Genomic DNA, 15,380 nt, shown 5'->3' with positions numbered 1-15,380 from the left:
GGGGGACGTCAAGATGGGTATGGTGATCGGGATCGATGTCGGGGGCAGCACGACGAAGATCGTCGGTCTGCATGACCATAAAGTGTACAGTCCTTTGTTGGTGAAAGCCAACGATCCGGTGGCGTCGATTTACGGCGCTTTTGGCAAGTTTATCAACGCCAACGGACTGACGTTGAACGATATCGAACACGTCATGATTACAGGGGTAGGTTCTTCCTATATTCACCAACCGCTTTATGGGATCCCCACCACCAAGGTGGACGAGTTCCGGGCCATCGGGAAAGGCGGCTTGTTCCTGAGTAAGCTGCCGCGGGCGATTGTGGTGAGTATGGGGACGGGGACGGCCTACATCATGGCCGATGAACAGGGGGAGGTCCATATGGGGGGAACCGGGGTCGGCGGCGGGACCCTCCTGGGGCTCTCCAGTAAAATGTTGAACATCCGGCATTTTGACGATTTGATCGCCATGGCGGAGGGGGGGAATCTGGCGCATATCGATCTGAACATCGGCGATATCACCCAGGACCAGATCGTCGGTTTGCCGCCGGAGACCACTGCTTCCAACTTTGGAAAGATTAGTGACCTGGCCACGAAGGCCGATATCGCGCTGGGCATAATTAACCTGGTCTTCCAGACCATTGGGATGTTGGCGGTTTTTGCCACCCGGATTTACAATACGCGGGACGTGGTCTTAACCGGGAATCTGACCACCGTTCCCCAGTCCCAGGCAATCTTTGAAATGTTGCACCGCATGTATCAGGTGCAGTTCCATACACCGCCCTACGCCGAGTTTGCCACGGCGACGGGGGCGGCCTTATCCTTGCCGACGGCGGGCAATCGCCTCTAAGAGCGGGGGAAGATAGGCGTCGTCCATGACGGGGGTCCCCAGGCGGCGGCCGGCGAAGCTGCCGTGATAGTCGGAGCCACCGGTGACCAGGAGGCCGTGCTTTTGACAAAAACTAAGGTAAAAGGCGGTTTCTTCCGGGGAATGGCTGCCGGCAATGGCTTCCAGGCCTTCGATCCCCCAACTTAAGATGGTCTGTTGGAATGAGGGTCTGCTCATTAACTTGATGTCATCTTCCACATATAGACCGGGGTGGGCGAGGACCGGGACACCGCCCGCCGCCTTGATCGCTTGAATTACCTCTTGCGGCGGGGTGAAGGTAATGGTGATGTAGGCCGGTCTCCCTACCCCAAAATATTTATCAAAATATTCACTGACATCACGGACCAGGCCCATTTCCTTCATGGTGTTAAACATGGGCCAGGCTCCCGCTTCCGGGTGGGCTTTCCAGTAGTTGTAACGATCCCGGTCGATTTTAATCGCCAGTTTTTCCAGAGCGGCGATGGAGTCTTCTTCACTTTGGTCCCAGGCCTTCTGGTTGAAGGTCAGGACCTCGCGGAGTCCAGGATGGGCGGGATCGATGCCGTACCCTAAAATATGCAGGCTGATGTCCGGGGTGTAACTGGCCGACACTTCCACCCCGGGGATGAAGACCAAACCCAATTCGGCGGCCACGGCAGTACCCGCGGCGAGGGACGCGGTGGTGTCGTGATCGGTGATCGACACGGCGGAAAGCCCAAGCTTGACCGCTTCCGTAAGCAGCTGTCGGGGGGAGAGGGTTCCGTCGGAAGCATGGGTATGGAGGTGCAAATCGATAGCCATCCGATTACTCCTTTACTTTTATTGAGTTTAAAGGAACTGCTTTATTTATTGTTAACCCACGTAGAAGGCTTTTTGGTCCCGATAATCTCTGATTAAATATAAACTGCACCGCTTTATTTGTCAAGAAATAGCTTTTGCTTGACGGAAATGGAGGGGGGAGCCATCAAACAGCGACGAGCGGCAGGGACAGGTGACGAGAAGATAGGTAAGAAAGGAGCGATGCAAATGGGAGAGGAGATCAGACAACTGGCCGCCCGTATTAAAGAGATCCGGGAGATCGAAGGGTTATCCTCGGAGCAACTGGCGGCGGATCTTGAGATCACGCCCGAACTCTATTTAAGCTACGAAAGCGGGGAGGAGGATATCCCGGTCGGGATCCTGTACCGGATTGCGCGCCGGTTTAAACTGGAACTCAGCGCGCTGCTGACCGGGGAGGAGCCCCGGCTTCGCAGCTACGCCATTACCCGGAAAGGGCGGGGGGTTTCGGTCGAAAGAAGAAAGGCCTATAAGTACCAGAGTCTGGCCTACAATTACATCGATAAAAAAGCCGAGCCTTTTCTGGTGACGGTCGAGCCCAAACCCGACACGCAGCCGGTCGAACTGAACAGCCATCCGGGACAGGAGTTTAATTACGTCCTTTCCGGGACCCTTCAGGTTTTTATCGATGGTTATGAGGTGGTTTTGTATCCGGGCGATTCGATTTATTTCGATTCCGGGATCGAACACGGCATGAAGGCGCTCAATGGCGAACCGGCCCAGTTTTTGGCGGTGATTATCTAGCCGTTTGGTGCCGGAGCGGAATCTTTGCTTGAGGCCAGGATAGGATAGCGACAATAGAAATGAGGAGAGAAAAGTGCAGGTGACAGTGGATGAAGGAATACGTAACGGGTGAGTATCAATCTTACGAAGAGTTTTTGCACCAGTTTAAACTGGAAGCACCGGCGAATTTTAACTTTGCCTATGATGTGGTTGACCGGATCGCGGCGGAGACCCCGGACCGGGTGGCGCTGGTCTGGTGTAATGAAGAAGGAGAAAGCAAGATCATCAGCTTTGCGGAGATGAAAGAGTACAGTGACCGGGTTGCCTGTTTTTTGAAACGGGTTGGCATTAAAAAGGGCGACAAGGTGATGTTGATCTTAAAACGCCGTTACGAATTCTGGTATACCCTCCTGGGCCTCCATAAAGTGGGGGCGACGGCCGTTCCGGCGACCCACCTGCTGACCGCCCAGGATATTATTTACCGGAACCAAGCGGCGGAGGTGAAAATGATTATCGCCGTGGCCGACCCCCAGGTGCTGGCCCACGTCGAGGAGGCCGCGCCGGCTTCCCCCAGTCTCCAGTGGAAAGTGATGGTGAACGGGGAAGAATCGCGCCCGGGCTGGCTTAATTTTACCCGGGAAGTGGCCGCCTCCGAACCGGTCTTTCCGCGGACGGCGGCGGAGGAAGTGACGCCGGAGGATATTTCCCTGCTCTATTTTACCTCGGGTACGACCGGACACCCGAAGATGGTGGCCCATAACTTCCAATATCCTTTGGGGCATGTGGTGACCGCCAAATATTGGCAGCGGGTGAAAGAGGGCGGCTTGCATCTGACCGTGGCGGAGACCGGCTGGGCGAAGGCGGTCTGGGGGAAGATTTACGGACAATGGATGGCCGGAAGCGCCGTTTTTGTCTATGATTTTGACCGTTTTAACGCCCAGAATTTACTACGGATGCTCGAGAAATATAAGGTAACGACCTTTTGTGCCCCACCGACGGTCTACCGTTACCTGATCAAAGAGGACCTCGGCAGTTATGACTTGTCCGCTTTGGAATACTGTGTAGTGGCCGGGGAGCCGTTGAACCCCGAAGTTTATCACCAGTTTTACAAGATGACCGGCCTAGAACTTCGTGAAGGCTATGGACAGACCGAATTGACCGTGGCGATTGCCACTTTCCCCTGGCTGAAGCCGAAACCCGGTTCGATGGGCAAACCGGCGCCCGGTTACGAGGTGGAGCTTATCGACGACGAGGGGCATCTCTGTGAGGTTGGTGAGGTCGGGCAGATTACGATCCGGACTGACCGCCACAAACCGCTGGGTTTCTTTGCCGGCTACTACCGGGATCCCGAAAAAACCCAGGCTGTTTGGCATGACGGCCGTTATTATACCGGGGATACGGCCTGGCGTGATGAAGACGGTTATTATTGGTTTGTTGGCCGGGTGGATGATGTGATTAAGAGTTCCGGTTACCGGATTGGCCCCTTCGAGGTGGAGAGTGCCCTGATGGAACACCCGGCGGTTTTGGAATGTGCCGTGACCGGTATTCCCGATCCGGACCGGGGGCAAGTGGTCAAGGCGACGGTGGTCCTAGCTCCGGGTTATACCCCCAGCGACCAGTTGGCAAAGGAACTGCAAGAGCACGTCAAGCGCGTGACCGCACCCTACAAATACCCGCGGGTGATTGAGTTCCGTTCGGAGCTGCCCAAGACGATCAGCGGGAAGATCCGGCGGGTTCAAATTAGGGAAGAGCACCAGAACAGGTAGATTTATTAACAAATGTTAAAAATTCCTTTGTGTTTCCTTTAAATTGTTGCAGATTATAACGATCTTTTATACAATTAATGGAGGTAAAGGGATCCGGGACGGCTGTGTACACAGCCGTTCATTACCATTTAACTCTTATTTCATAAAGGAGGTACTTATTTAATGACGGTAAAAGTGGGCATCAACGGGTTTGGTCGTATTGGCCGGCTGGTCTTCCGTGCTGCGGTGAATAACCCACAGGTGGAGATCGTGGGGATTAATGATCCTTTTATCGACCTGGACTATATGGTTTATATGTTAAAGTATGATACCGTGCACGGCCGCTTCCAGGGCGAAGTCAAGACCGAAGGCGACAAGCTGGTGGTCAACGGGAAGAAGATTGCGGTTTATGGCTTTATGGATCCGACGGAGATCCCCTGGAGTGATTGTGGTGCCGAGTATATCGTTGAGTCCACCGGTGTTTTCACCGTGACGGAAAAGGCATCCGGCCACTTCAAAGGTGGAGCGAAAAAAGTGGTCATCAGCGCGCCGTCGAAAGATGCGCCCATGTTTGTGATGGGTGTCAACCACGACAAGTACACCAAGGATATGAATGTGGTCTCCAACGCATCCTGCACCACCAACTGCTTGGCTCCGCTGGCCAAAGTGATCCACGAAAACTTCGGGATCGTTGAAGGGTTAATGACCACCGTGCACGCGACCACCGCGACCCAGAAGACGGTGGACGGCCCCTCCAAGAAAGACTGGCGCGGAGGCCGGGCCGCCAGCGCGAATATTATTCCTTCCTCGACCGGTGCGGCCAAGGCTGTCGGCAAAGTCATTCCCGAACTCAACGGCAAATTGACCGGTATGGCCTTCCGGGTGCCGACCATCAATGTGTCGGTCGTTGATCTGACCTGCCGTTTGGCGAAAGGAGCCACCTACGACGAGATTAAAGCCGCCGTCAAGAAAGCTGCGGAGAACGAGCTCAAAGGGATTATGGCCTACACCGAGGACGATGTGGTCTCCTCCGACTTCATCGGCGATCCCCATACCTGTATCTTTGATGCCAAAGCCGGCATTTCCTTGAACGATAACTTTGTGAAGCTCGTGGCCTGGTACGACAACGAGTGGGGTTATTCCAACAAAGTTCTCGATCTCATCTGCCATATGGCCAAAGTTGACCAAAACTAAGGAGCTTCGACTATACATATCCAGAGAAGGGTGTCCAAAACGGGGACACCCTTTTTTCTTCCCTTATAACTGTTGTAACAGATGCGCGGGAACCGCTTTTCCTTGGGTATGTAAAGAAGAAAACCGGCCACCGCTTCATCCTCTTGGGGGAAGCGGCCAACGGTGATATCTTGCAAATGGGTTTTACGCCGGCGTATCAATGCCGTTTCCGGCCGGAAGGGGAATCTCCGGAGAACTGGTGTCTGTTGCTGGAGGCCCGGGCGAACGGGGGAGGCATTTACCCGGTGATCGTCCTGTGGGTAAATAAAGAAACCTATTTGCCGGTGGCCGGCGAGTTTTATGCCCGCAGCGGGAAACTGCTAAAGAGTATTGTCTATCAGGAATACCGGACCGTCCTGGGCAAGCCGGTGGCGATGAAGGTGACGATCCGTGACGGCACGCAACCGGACCGCTACACGGTGATGGAATATATCAAGCTGGTTGAAAAAAGTCTGCCGCCGCATTATCACTGGCAACTGGCCTTGCCTTTGCCGGAGTCGTTGTTGAACCCGGAAAAGATGATACCGGGGCCGGAATCGACCTGAACGGTCTCCTCTCTTATGGCGAACAATGGAAGACCGGTTTGAGTCTGGCCAAGGTTTGGGGTGACCGGTTGGAAACCCACGTAGAACTGGGTTGGGAAGAACGGGAAGAAAGCCAGGCCCAACAGGTAAATAAACTGTTCCGTGCCCTGCTGGCGGAGGAGACGGGGGCCGGTCCGCCTCCGCTTAAGGCGACGACGGCGCAGGGCAGCCTTAGCTTTTTGGTTTTTACCTCCACAGGCTGCTCGTTCAAGAGTAGCTTTTTCTTGTCCCCATAATTCTGGCGGACCGGTGGCGGGTGACGCGAAGATTTTTTAGTAGGAAATCGAAAAAAAAAAGTCGAATTAAAAAAGTATATAAGGCATATTCCATAATTGCAATAATTTTACCGCCATTAATTAAATTGTTTGGAGGTCGTTGCAGATGAAATCAAAAGTATTTTTCACCGATATGCACGTGTCGAAGGGCCAAAATCTACAACAGAAGCTTTCCCGTCTCATTAAAAGTGCCGGGATCGACCGGATTGAGTTTGACAAAAAGTTTGTGGCGATCAAGGTTCATTTCGGCGAGCCGGGGAATCTGGCCTACTTACGGCCAAATTACGCCAAGACCATTGTGGATCTGGTGAAGGAACGGGGCGGAAAGCCCTTCCTGACCGATTGCAATACTTTATACGTGGGGGGTCGGAAAAACGCCCTGGATCATCTGGATTCGGCCTACCTGAACGGATTTTCGCCCTTTTCCACCGGTTGCCACGTGTTGATCGCGGATGGTTTGAAAGGGACGGATGAAGTCCTGGTGCCGGTGGAGGGTGGCCAACATGTAAAGGAGGCGAAGATCGGCCGCGCGATTATGGATGCGGATATCGTGATCTCGCTGAACCACTTTAAAGGGCATGAACTGACCGGTTTTGGCGGTGCGTTGAAGAATATCGGGATGGGGAGCGGCTCGCGGGCCGGCAAGATGGAGATGCACAGTGCGGGAAAACCCTCGGTCGACCATGAAAAGTGTGTCGGTTGCGGCGTCTGTGCGGAAAACTGTGCCCACGACGCGATTACCATCGTGGACGACAAGGCGACGATTGACCTTGAAGTCTGTACGGGATGCGGGCGCTGTATCGGTGTTTGTGCGGTGGATGCGGTTGAGGCGGCCGGCGACGAGTCCATCGAGATCTTGAACAAGAAAATTGTCGAATACACCTGGGCGGTGTTGCACGGACGCCCCCATTTCCACATCAACCTGGTCATTGACGTGTCGCCCTACTGTGATTGCTATGGGGGAAATGATATCCCCATCGTGCCTGATGTTGGTATGTTTGCTTCTTTTGACCCGGTGGCTTTGGATGTGGCTTGTGCGGACGCGGTGAACAAGCAACCGGTGGTGGCCGGCAGCATGCTTGCCCAAAGCAGCCGCACCCATGGGGATTATTTCACCGATATCTACCCCGAAACCAACTGGCGGGCGGCGATTGACTACGCAGTAAAGATGGGGCTGGGCCAGAAAGAATACGAGTTGATTACGGTATAAAGGAAGAAGCCCTTGGCACACCTTCCGGTGCAGCCAAGGGTTTCTTCTTTTTGGACCAGGAGCGTAAAGCAGGACCGTTGTTCTTGTTCAGTGGGTAACCTGGGCTTCCTCGCCAACCCGCGCCGGCTGTTCCCCCATGGGAAACCGGGCGGCTTCTTTTCGCCGGTAGCCCAACTCCACCCCGGTGATCTCCGCCACCGTCGGGATGAGCGCGCAGAGGTCCCGCCGGTCCACCTCGGACAAGGCTTTTTTCCCCAGCGCAACCGTCCCCAAGACCATCTCGGCGACGCAGGAATTCAAGTAGTTGGTGAGGCTTTGGGCGGCGCGGTCGATATCCAGTTTGTCTTTGAGCCGCCCGCTGTACAAGACCAGTTGGGTCGGGGGCTCAAAGGGACTGGTCTCCACCATTTGGGTATGGATCATCGCCATCACCGCCGCGGTGCCGATGTAAACGGCATCAGCCCCCAGGGCCATGGCCTTGAGGAAATGATCGGGGGAGAGGAGCCCGCCGGCGGCGATGAGGGAAACCTGGTCGCGTACGCCTTTTTCCTCCAGATAATCGGCCGCCCGGACCAGGGCGTACATGGTGGGTAAACCGAAACTGTCGGCGATCAGGGGTTGACCGGCGTGGGTTCCCGCTTCCGCCCCGTCGATGACGATGACATCAACCCCGGCCGCCAGCGCCAACTCGATCTCTTCCTCCAGGTAGTGGGAGGCGGCAAACTTATAGGAGATGGGGACGCCACCGGTTTCTTCCTTTAACCTGGCCACCAAGCGTTTCAGGTCTTCCCCCGATTTCAGTCCGGGGAGGCGGGAGGCGATCACCGCATCCTCCCCTTCTTTCAGACCGAAGATCTGCCGGAACTCTTCATCAATCTTGTCGGCTTTCGTCGTTTGCGGGGCCGACGCCTGGGCCCCTTGGCCCAGCTGGATCTCGACCATGTCGGCCATAGTGTAGAATTCTTTTTTATTCCCGTGGGGCCATTGCCCGCGGTGGTATTGGTAGATATATTTGGCCGCCAACTCGCGCTCTTCCGGTATATAGGCTCCCTCGCCCGTATTGATGGCGGTCCCCGCCGCGGTGGCGGCCTTGGCCAAAGCAAAGCGGGCTTGTTTACTGATGGCACCGCCGTAGGACATCCCGGAGATGATGATCGGGATCGCCAGCTCCAACGGGCGTTTCGCTTTCGGCCCTAGTGTGACTTTCGTCTCGACGCTTTTTTCGTCAACGGTCGGTAAGCGGACCAGATGCACCGGGTTGAACAACAATTCCTGCCAGGGCGAGAAGTGATAGACGGTGCCGAAGGGGCGGCCCAAAGGCTTCCCTTTCTCGGCACGCAGGACAATCTCCATCAGATCGCGGGGGGTTACCTTCATTGTCGTCGAGATGAGCTCCCAAAGATTCTCGACATATGGGTCGCGCATTAAACGGAGAAGCAATTGGTCGGCGATCCTGTCGATCAGGGTACGACTGATTTCTTCGATTAGACCCATACTAATTCGCTCCTTTCCTGCTGCTGGTTTTCTCTGGTCAGTTGGGAGACAAGACCCGGGAAGATGGGAGCAGCCGTGTGGATCTGGACGATCGCCGGTTCCGGACTGTGCAGCGCCGAAGGTAAAACCGTGTCCAGTTCGGCCGAATCATGAACGGTATAACCCTTTCCGCCGCAGGCCCGGGCAAAGGCGGCAAAATCCGGGGTGTGCAGCCGGGTTACTCCATAGTCCAGCGCCATGAGTTCCATGCGGTCCCGCTCCATTGCCAACCAGTCATTTTTAAAGACGATTACCTTACCCATTGAGCGCCAGCCCCCGGAGACCAGGATTTTTTGGCGGGTTCCGTTAAAGAGGCGGTTAAACCAGACGGTATGGTCGCCCACGTCCAAGCAGATTACGGCATCAGCGTCGACGGCGGCTTCGATGGCTTTGATCGCCCGGCCCGGTGGGACCGGCGCGCCTTCGGCTTCGTATTCGGGCGCAATCGTGGCCTGCCAATCGGCTTTCAACTCCTGCAGCCGCCGCTGCCAGCAGGGTTTTTCTCTTTTTTGGAGACCTGCTTGTAAACGGGGGAGCAGGTGGACAAGGTCGCCAACGAGGCCGTAGGCGACCGGGATCCGCCCGCCAATGTTGGCGGGGACGGTGTCGATCTGGACGATGGCGAGCTGGTCGGGCAGGTAAAGTTCGGGCCACCAGGTCGCGCCGGCGATGAGGAGCAGGTCGGCTTCGGCCAGCATCCGGCTGGATGCCTCGCTGCCGCCCGGGCCGAGCCCCCCGAGGACGAGGGGGTGGGCGTCGGGGACGATCCCTTTGGCGGGCATGGTCAGCGTAATTCCGCTCTCCCAGTGGGCGGCGAAGTCCAAGAGCAGCGGGCCCAATCCGCAACACCCGCGTCCGGCCAAAATCGCGGGGCGTTCAGCCTGGTTCAAAAGGGGCAAGACCGCGTCGATCACCTCCGGACTGGATTGGGGCTTGGTGTTGAGATAAGGTTCGGGCGGACGGACCGGCTGGGTGGCGGGGCGGGACCACAGGTAAACCGTTCAGGAGATTGGCGATTCCCGGACCGCTGGTGGCAACACAAACCCCAAGTTCGCCAGTGTATTTGGCGTAAGCTGACGCCATGAAGGCCGCGGTCGCTTCGTGGTTTACACTGTAAAACTGCAGACCAGGATGGGCTTCGAAGGCGGCGAGGAGCGGGAGGATGGCATCCCCCGGCACCCCGTAAACGGCCTTGACACCCCAGGCGGCCAGTTGTGCCGCCACCCACTGGGCAATGGTTTGCGTGGACATATTTGCCTTGCCTCCTACAATGGAAAGTAAATTTTTCCTTCGAAGAAAATTTAGCAAGTTACGCCTCGATCCGGATCGCGTGGGCAACGCAAGGAATGTTGTCGCCCTGCTGAACCGAGGTGGTACTGTGGAGGGAACCGGTCCCGACCAGCAGGATCCGGTGGATTTCCTGGCGTTGGAATCGCTTATACAGGTGCCCATAGGTGACCAGGGCGGATGCGGCACAACCGCTGCCGCCGGCGTGGACATCCTGTTTATCCAGATCGTAAATCATGATCCCGCAGTCGGAGAAGTTGTCACCAAGCTTCAAACCGCTTTCCGCCAGTTCCTCACGGCAAAGTTCAAAGCCGATTTTCCCCAAATCGCCGGTGACAATCAGATCGAAGACGTTGGGATCCCAACCGGTGTCTTCAAAGTGTTGACGGATGGTGTCCGCGGCGGCGGGGGCCATTGCCGCCCCCATGTTTAACGGGTCGGTGGAACCGAGATCGACTACCCGGCCGAAGGTCACGGCGGTAATTTTTGGTCCAGGCCGGTCATAACCGAGCAGCGCGGCTCCGGCCCCGGTTACGGTCCATTGTTGGTACGGGCGGCGTTGGGCCCCGTATTCGGTGGGGAAACGGTATTGCCTTTCCGCCGTGGAATTATGGCTGGAGGTGGCGGTGAGGACCGTTCCGGCAAAGCCGCCGTCCAGGAGCATTGCTCCAAGACCAAGACCGAGGGCGGCGGTGGAACAGGCACCGTAGAGGCCAAGAAATGGGATGTTTAAGGTGGCGGCAGTAAAGTTGGAGGAGATAATCTGGTTTAATAGGTCCCCGGCCAGAAAGAGATCGACTTCCCCCGTTGGGCAGGAAGCATGGTCCAGGGCGAGCTGACAGGCCCGGGTCAAAATTGAACGCTCAGCTTTTTCAAAGGTTTTTTCGTTATTCCGCGGGTCGGTGAGGATTTCATCAAAATCGGCCTGTAAAGGACCCTGCCCTTCGATAGGGCCGGCGACGGTTCCGGTGCTGATTATCACAGGCGGATTGGTAAAATAGTAGGTTTGCTTTCCTGTTTTCTTCCCCATGTTTGTTCCCTCTTACCAATTGGCTTTGTTTTGGGGTTTTTTAGTGAAAAATGGCGTGGATCAGGCCAAAAACAAAGGCGGTCATTACGCCGAAGGTAATCACGGCCCCGGCCAGGGTGAACATCTTGGCGCATACCCCGTAGATTAAGCCTTCTTCCCGGAACTCCAAGGCCGCGGAGACAACCGAGTTGGCAAAACCGGTCACCGGAACGGCGAGACCCGCGCCGGCGTATTTGGCCAGCTTATCAAAGACGCCGAACCCGGTTAAGAGGGAGCCAATCAAGATCATGGTGGCGGTGGCCGGATTGGCGGCTTCTTTGGGCGGTACTCTCATAGTTACGGTGTAGAAGTCGATCAGGGCCTGGCCAATCAGGCAGACGAGGCCGCCGCTGAAAAAAGCGAGCAACGCGTTGCGCAGATAATCCGGTTTGGGTTCGGCCTGTTTCACTTTGTTCTGGTATTTTTGTTGTTTGGGGGTTAACTTTGGTTTTGCCACTTCCTTCACCTCCCTTTTAACTTCTCCAGGGGAGGGGTTTTTATGCCCGGGAAAAGGGACAAAATTAGGAAGAGCAGTGGCGGTCGATAATAGTGGGCGGCCGAAATAACAGGAGGTAAGAAGAAGGTAAATCAGGGAGGGAAGAGGATGGGGATAAAGAGATAAGCAGAAAGGAAAGCAGGGGGAGACGGTGACCCGGGTTTTAGAAGCTTATGTGGGGGAGTATGCCAGCGGCAAAAGTGAGAATGCTATAAACCGCGGATGTCAATTGGCCAGAAGCGGGCGGCGGGTGCGTCTGGTCGATCTGGATCTGGTGGAACCCTTTTACACGTTGCGCCCGCTTAAACGCCGCTTGGAACGGGAGGGGCTCGAGGTTTTGGCCTGGGAGACCAGTGAACTGGTGGGGCTCGGCGAGGCGGCGATTCCTTTAAAAAAAGAGATGAAGACGGCCCTGAACTTTGCGGGCGATGTTATTATCGATGTCGGTTACGGTGTTGACGGCCGTAAACAGCTCAACCTGATTACCGACGGCTTTGTCCCGGGGGCGGACGGTCCGCGCCTCCGTTTGTTGATGGTCGTGAACACAACCCGTCCGTTGACCTCCTCGGTCCCTTTGATCGTGGCTTATGTTCAAGAGTTTGGGGCGGTGGATGGCTTGATCAACAACACGCATCTGGGGGCGGAAACAACGGTGGAACTGATCCAGGAAGGAGCCGTGATGGTGACGGAGGCCGCCCGCCGGCTCGGCCTGCCGGTGGTGGCCACAGCCGCCCTGCGGCCGTACGCCCGCCGGATCGGGGCGTATGACCGGATGGGTAATCCGGTACGGCCTTTGGACCGCTATATGGGAGAAGCCTTTTGGTGAAGGGAAGGGTCACTGGGAAGACGGTCCGCGTCACGGTTCCGTCTTGCGGTTCCAACCATTTTACCCAGGAAAGGTGGGCAGGATGATGACGAAAACAGAATTAACCGGGGAATTTGAGGGCCTGCTCCAGAAGGAGCAACGGAGTTTTATGACCGGGAACGAAGTGGTGGCTTGGGCCGCGCTGGTGGCGGGGGCCGATTTTATGTATGGTTATCCGATCACGCCCCAAAACGAGATTATGCATTATTGGTCCCGCCTTGCCCCCCATTTTGGGCGGGGATTTCTCCAGACGGAGGACGAAATGTCGGCCGGTTTTGCGATGCTGGGCGGTGCCTTGGTCGGAAAGAAGACCTTTTGTGCCACGGCCGGGCCGGGCAATATTCTGATGCAGGAACCGATCGCCATGGCGGAGATGATGCGCATTCCGGGGGTCTGGATTATCCAGCAGCGGGGGGGGTCCCTCCACGGCGACCGTCATCTATTCCCAGCAGGAATTGCGCCTCACCACCGCCGGGGGTAATGGCGAAGGCCTGCGCATCGTTTATTCCACCGCTTCCCACCAGGAACTGTTCGAGTATACAATCAAGGCGTTTAACCGGGCTTGGCAGTATCGTTTCCCCACTTTTGTCCTGGGCGACGGGTACCAGGCAAAAATGCGGGAGGCGGTTACCATGTTCCGGCCGGAAGCGAAAGGGTGGACGCTGGTTCCTTCCGAACCGCTGGTCCGGCGACCAGGGATTCCGGCTTTGGACCGGGAGCCGGTCCATCTGCGGAACACGTTTAATATTGAAGAAGAGTTGTACGAACGCTTAGCGGATCATTTGGCCGCTTATGAACGGTTGACGCCGGAGGTCGTCGAGTGGGAGGTGGAGGTGGATCCGGAAACAGAAGTTTTGTTGGTGGCCCACGGGATTGTGGCCCGGGCGGCGAAACAGGCCCGGAAGATGCTGAACGAGCAAGGATACAAGGCCGGCTATTTCCGCCCGATCACCGTCCGGCCTTTTCCAGGTGCGGCGTTACGCCAAGCGGCCGGCGCCAATCCTAGCCTTCGTCTCCTGGTGGTGGAGTCGGCCTACGGACAGTTGCTGTCGCTGGTTAAAGCGGAGCTTTATGGGCTCACCAACCCGATCGATGCTTTATTAAAACCGGGGGTTGGGGTGACGGCGGAAGAGATCGTGGCGGCCGTCGTCAAGCAAACCCCGAAGGAGGCTGCTCATGGTGGATGAGAAAACAACGGTGGACCGGGAACCGGCCAAAAACCCGGCGATGCCCCTTTCCTGGCGGAAAGAGACCAAGCCCCACCGCTTTTGTCCCGGGTGCGGCCATGCCATTGCCCTTAAAGCTTTGGGCGAGGTCGTTGATGAACTGGGGATTCTGGACCGGGTCCTGTACGGTTGCGATATCGGTTGCTCCCTTTTAAGCTGGGACTTTTTCAACTTTGACAGTGTCCAGACCCACCACGGGCGGACCATACCGCTGGTGGTCGGCGCGAAGCGCGCTAGGCCGGAAACGATCGGGATCGCCTATATGGGCGACGGCGGGGGTTATGCCATCGGCGCCCAGCATTTGGTCAACGCCGCCCAGCGGGGGGACCGGATCACCGTCATTTTGGCCAACAATACTTTGTATGCCATGACCGGGGGGCAGTTGGCGCCGACCACCTTACCGGGGCAGAAGACCGGAACCACTCCGTACGGGCGGGATATAAAAAAGACCGGTCCCCCGCTGCAAGGGCCGGAACTGGTGGCGGCCATCGCGGCGGACGGTGCTTACGTGGCCCGGGGAACGGTCGGGGATTACCCGCAACTGAAGCAGTTTTTGAAGAAAGCCCTCCGCAACCAGATGGCGGGGCGGGGCTTCTCCTTTGTGGAGGTTTTGTCGACTTGCCCCACCAACTGGCGGACCGATGCCAAACAGACTTGGGCCTTTCTCCAGGGGGAGATGGCCCGCTACTTTAAAGTAGGCGAGTTTAGGGTCCCGGAACCGGCGACCGGAGGGGAGGAGCAGAATGGCTGAGAGAAATGTACTGAAGATTATTATTACCGGGGAAGGGGGCCAGGGGGTACAGACGATCGGTGAGCTACTAGCCGAAGCGGCTTTCCAAGCGGGGAAGCAGGCCTTATATATCCCCAACTTCGGTGTGGAGCAACGGGGCGGGGTCTCCGTGGCTTATGTCCAGATTGCCGACGAGGCGATCGGGGCGCCCAAATTTGCCAAAGCCGATCTGCTTACGGTGTTGAGCAAGCGCTCCGCCGAACGGACCAAAGGTTACCTCCGGCCGGGGACGATCTATCTTTATGAGGAGTCGGCGCTGGAACCACCGGTGATCGCCGACCGGGCCGTCGGGATTCAGGGCTACGAGACGATTGCCCCCGAAGGGTTCGCCAAGATGGTGGGGGACGAGGCGGGACCAGCACCAACGCCACCCGCGGACCAGGCGATCCGCCCCATTGGGATCCGGGCGGCGGCGACCGCCAAGGCGGAGTTAACCCCAAAGGTGTTCAATATTATTATCTTGGGGGCAATCACAAAGCTGATTGCAGTGATACCACCGGTGCGGGTCAAGGAGGCAATCGCCAAAAAATTTGGGACCAAATTCCGGGAAAACCCGGAGTTGGCGGCGTTGAACTTCAAGGCGTTTGAAAAAGGGTTGACGATGATCGGGCCGCGCGAAACGGAAGCGTTCTAGTTTCGCAG

At 56.6% G+C, this 15,380-nt stretch carries 16 protein-coding genes and 1 pseudogene; 11 read left to right on the top strand and 6 right to left on the bottom strand.

The window, feature by feature from the left end; translation table 11 throughout:
- Positions 1-13 precede the first annotated feature (13 nt).
- Positions 14-847: a type II pantothenate kinase gene (gene coaW / locus G5B42_RS01685; RefSeq protein WP_181338718.1), complete on the top strand. Its 834-nt coding sequence runs from the start codon at positions 14-16 to the stop codon at positions 845-847.
- Here coaW and G5B42_RS01680 read toward each other — a convergent pair.
- Entirely contained in the window at positions 815-1,666 is an 852-nt protein-coding gene (locus G5B42_RS01680) for a PHP domain-containing protein (protein WP_181338717.1), read from the bottom strand. The genes coaW and G5B42_RS01680 overlap by 33 nt on opposite strands.
- 225 nt (positions 1,667-1,891) lie before the next feature.
- Here G5B42_RS01680 and G5B42_RS01675 point away from each other — a divergent pair, with 225 nt between their 5' ends.
- The 6 genes from G5B42_RS01675 (at position 1,892) to G5B42_RS01650 (ending at position 7,472) form a co-directional block, all read left to right on the top strand.
- Positions 1,892-2,446, top strand: a complete 555-nt coding sequence (locus tag G5B42_RS01675) for a helix-turn-helix domain-containing protein (RefSeq protein WP_181338716.1) — start codon at positions 1,892-1,894, stop codon at positions 2,444-2,446.
- A gap of 89 nt (positions 2,447-2,535) precedes the next feature.
- Positions 2,536-4,191: an AMP-binding protein gene (locus G5B42_RS01670; RefSeq protein ID WP_181338715.1), complete on the top strand. Its 1,656-nt coding sequence runs from the start codon at positions 2,536-2,538 to the stop codon at positions 4,189-4,191.
- 162 nt (positions 4,192-4,353) lie between these two features.
- A complete protein-coding gene (gene gap, locus G5B42_RS01665) occupies positions 4,354-5,364 on the top strand; it encodes a type I glyceraldehyde-3-phosphate dehydrogenase (protein WP_181338714.1) in 1,011 nt (336 codons plus the stop codon).
- A gap of 143 nt (positions 5,365-5,507) precedes the next feature.
- Complete coding sequence (locus G5B42_RS01660; protein WP_231133141.1) at positions 5,508-5,948, top strand: outer membrane lipoprotein-sorting protein; 441 nt, start codon at positions 5,508-5,510, stop codon at positions 5,946-5,948.
- 38 nt (positions 5,949-5,986) lie between these two features.
- Positions 5,987-6,223, top strand: a complete 237-nt coding sequence (locus G5B42_RS01655) for a hypothetical protein (RefSeq protein ID WP_181338712.1) — start codon at positions 5,987-5,989, stop codon at positions 6,221-6,223.
- A 145-nt stretch (positions 6,224-6,368) separates the two neighbouring features.
- Complete coding sequence (locus G5B42_RS01650; protein WP_231133140.1) at positions 6,369-7,472, top strand: DUF362 domain-containing protein; 1,104 nt, start codon at positions 6,369-6,371, stop codon at positions 7,470-7,472.
- A gap of 87 nt (positions 7,473-7,559) precedes the next feature.
- Here the strand turns inward: G5B42_RS01650 and G5B42_RS01645 are convergent, their stop codons facing one another.
- Genes G5B42_RS01645 through spoVAC form a run of 5 tightly spaced genes read right to left on the bottom strand, consistent with a single transcriptional unit; the run spans position 7,560 to position 11,827 of the window.
- Positions 7,560-8,966, bottom strand: a complete 1,407-nt coding sequence (locus G5B42_RS01645) for an FMN-binding glutamate synthase family protein (protein WP_181338711.1) — start codon at positions 8,964-8,966, stop codon at positions 7,560-7,562.
- Positions 8,957-9,919: a thiamine pyrophosphate-dependent enzyme gene (locus tag G5B42_RS01640; protein ID WP_181338710.1), complete on the bottom strand. Its 963-nt coding sequence runs from the start codon at positions 9,917-9,919 to the stop codon at positions 8,957-8,959. Before G5B42_RS01640 ends, G5B42_RS01645 begins: the two co-directional genes overlap by 10 nt.
- A complete protein-coding gene (locus G5B42_RS01635; protein ID WP_181338709.1) occupies positions 9,882-10,256 on the bottom strand; it encodes a thiamine pyrophosphate-binding protein in 375 nt (124 codons plus the stop codon). Before G5B42_RS01635 ends, G5B42_RS01640 begins: the two co-directional genes overlap by 38 nt.
- Before the next feature lie 58 nt (positions 10,257-10,314).
- Positions 10,315-11,322, bottom strand: a complete 1,008-nt coding sequence (gene spoVAD, locus G5B42_RS01630; RefSeq protein ID WP_181338708.1) for a stage V sporulation protein AD — start codon at positions 11,320-11,322, stop codon at positions 10,315-10,317.
- Positions 11,323-11,362: 40 nt separating this feature from the next.
- Positions 11,363-11,827: a stage V sporulation protein AC gene (spoVAC, locus tag G5B42_RS01625; RefSeq protein ID WP_407926893.1), complete on the bottom strand. Its 465-nt coding sequence runs from the start codon at positions 11,825-11,827 to the stop codon at positions 11,363-11,365.
- A 181-nt stretch (positions 11,828-12,008) separates the two neighbouring features.
- Here spoVAC and G5B42_RS01620 point away from each other — a divergent pair, with 181 nt between their 5' ends.
- The 4 genes and pseudogenes from G5B42_RS01620 to G5B42_RS01605 all read left to right on the top strand — a co-directional run bounded on the left by G5B42_RS01620 (position 12,009) and on the right by G5B42_RS01605 (position 15,372).
- Positions 12,009-12,683 carry a hypothetical protein gene (locus G5B42_RS01620; protein ID WP_181338706.1) on the top strand — a complete coding sequence of 225 codons (675 nt, stop codon included), beginning with the start codon at positions 12,009-12,011 and terminating at the stop codon, positions 12,681-12,683.
- An 85-nt stretch (positions 12,684-12,768) separates the two neighbouring features.
- Positions 12,769-13,909 (top strand): annotated as a pseudogene (locus G5B42_RS12065) (ferredoxin oxidoreductase).
- Complete coding sequence (locus G5B42_RS01610; protein ID WP_181338705.1) at positions 13,899-14,699, top strand: thiamine pyrophosphate-dependent enzyme; 801 nt, start codon at positions 13,899-13,901, stop codon at positions 14,697-14,699. Before G5B42_RS12065 ends, G5B42_RS01610 begins: the two are co-directional and overlap by 11 nt.
- The gene (locus tag G5B42_RS01605; protein ID WP_181338704.1) at positions 14,692-15,372 is read left to right on the top strand and encodes a 2-oxoacid:acceptor oxidoreductase family protein; all 681 of its coding nucleotides are present in this window, start codon (positions 14,692-14,694) and stop codon (positions 15,370-15,372) included. The genes G5B42_RS01610 and G5B42_RS01605 overlap by 8 nt, the downstream gene beginning before the upstream one ends.
- Positions 15,373-15,380: the final 8 nt, after the last annotated feature.

The sequence above is a fragment of the Capillibacterium thermochitinicola genome (assembly GCF_013664685.1).
In the GTDB taxonomy this organism is placed as follows: domain Bacteria; phylum Bacillota; class UBA4882; order UBA10575; family UBA10575; genus Capillibacterium; species Capillibacterium thermochitinicola.
The sequence above is the reverse complement of the archived record's forward strand: the minus strand, read 5'-3'. Positions and strand labels throughout refer to the sequence as shown.

What these genes read in the sequence shown, in the direction of transcription:
- G5B42_RS01675 (WP_181338716.1), top strand. Translation starts at nt 1,892, where the DNA reads ATGGGAGAGGAGATCAGACAACTGGCCGCCCGTATTAAAGAGATCCGG.
- G5B42_RS01645 (WP_181338711.1), bottom strand. Translation starts at nt 8,966, where the DNA reads ATGGGTCTAATCGAAGAAATCAGTCGTACCCTGATCGACAGGATCGCC.
- coaW (WP_181338718.1), top strand. Translation starts at nt 14, where the DNA reads ATGGGTATGGTGATCGGGATCGATGTCGGGGGCAGCACGACGAAGATC.
- G5B42_RS01680 (WP_181338717.1), bottom strand. Translation starts at nt 1,666, where the DNA reads ATGGCTATCGATTTGCACCTCCATACCCATGCTTCCGACGGAACCCTC.
- G5B42_RS01610 (WP_181338705.1), top strand. Translation starts at nt 13,899, where the DNA reads ATGGTGGATGAGAAAACAACGGTGGACCGGGAACCGGCCAAAAACCCG.
- G5B42_RS01605 (WP_181338704.1), top strand. Translation starts at nt 14,692, where the DNA reads ATGGCTGAGAGAAATGTACTGAAGATTATTATTACCGGGGAAGGGGGC.
- gap (WP_181338714.1), top strand. Translation starts at nt 4,354, where the DNA reads ATGACGGTAAAAGTGGGCATCAACGGGTTTGGTCGTATTGGCCGGCTG.
- G5B42_RS01635 (WP_181338709.1), bottom strand. Translation starts at nt 10,256, where the DNA reads ATGTCCACGCAAACCATTGCCCAGTGGGTGGCGGCACAACTGGCCGCC.
- G5B42_RS01650 (WP_231133140.1), top strand. Translation starts at nt 6,369, where the DNA reads ATGAAATCAAAAGTATTTTTCACCGATATGCACGTGTCGAAGGGCCAA.
- spoVAD (WP_181338708.1), bottom strand. Translation starts at nt 11,322, where the DNA reads ATGGGGAAGAAAACAGGAAAGCAAACCTACTATTTTACCAATCCGCCT.
- G5B42_RS01670 (WP_181338715.1), top strand. Translation starts at nt 2,536, where the DNA reads ATGAAGGAATACGTAACGGGTGAGTATCAATCTTACGAAGAGTTTTTG.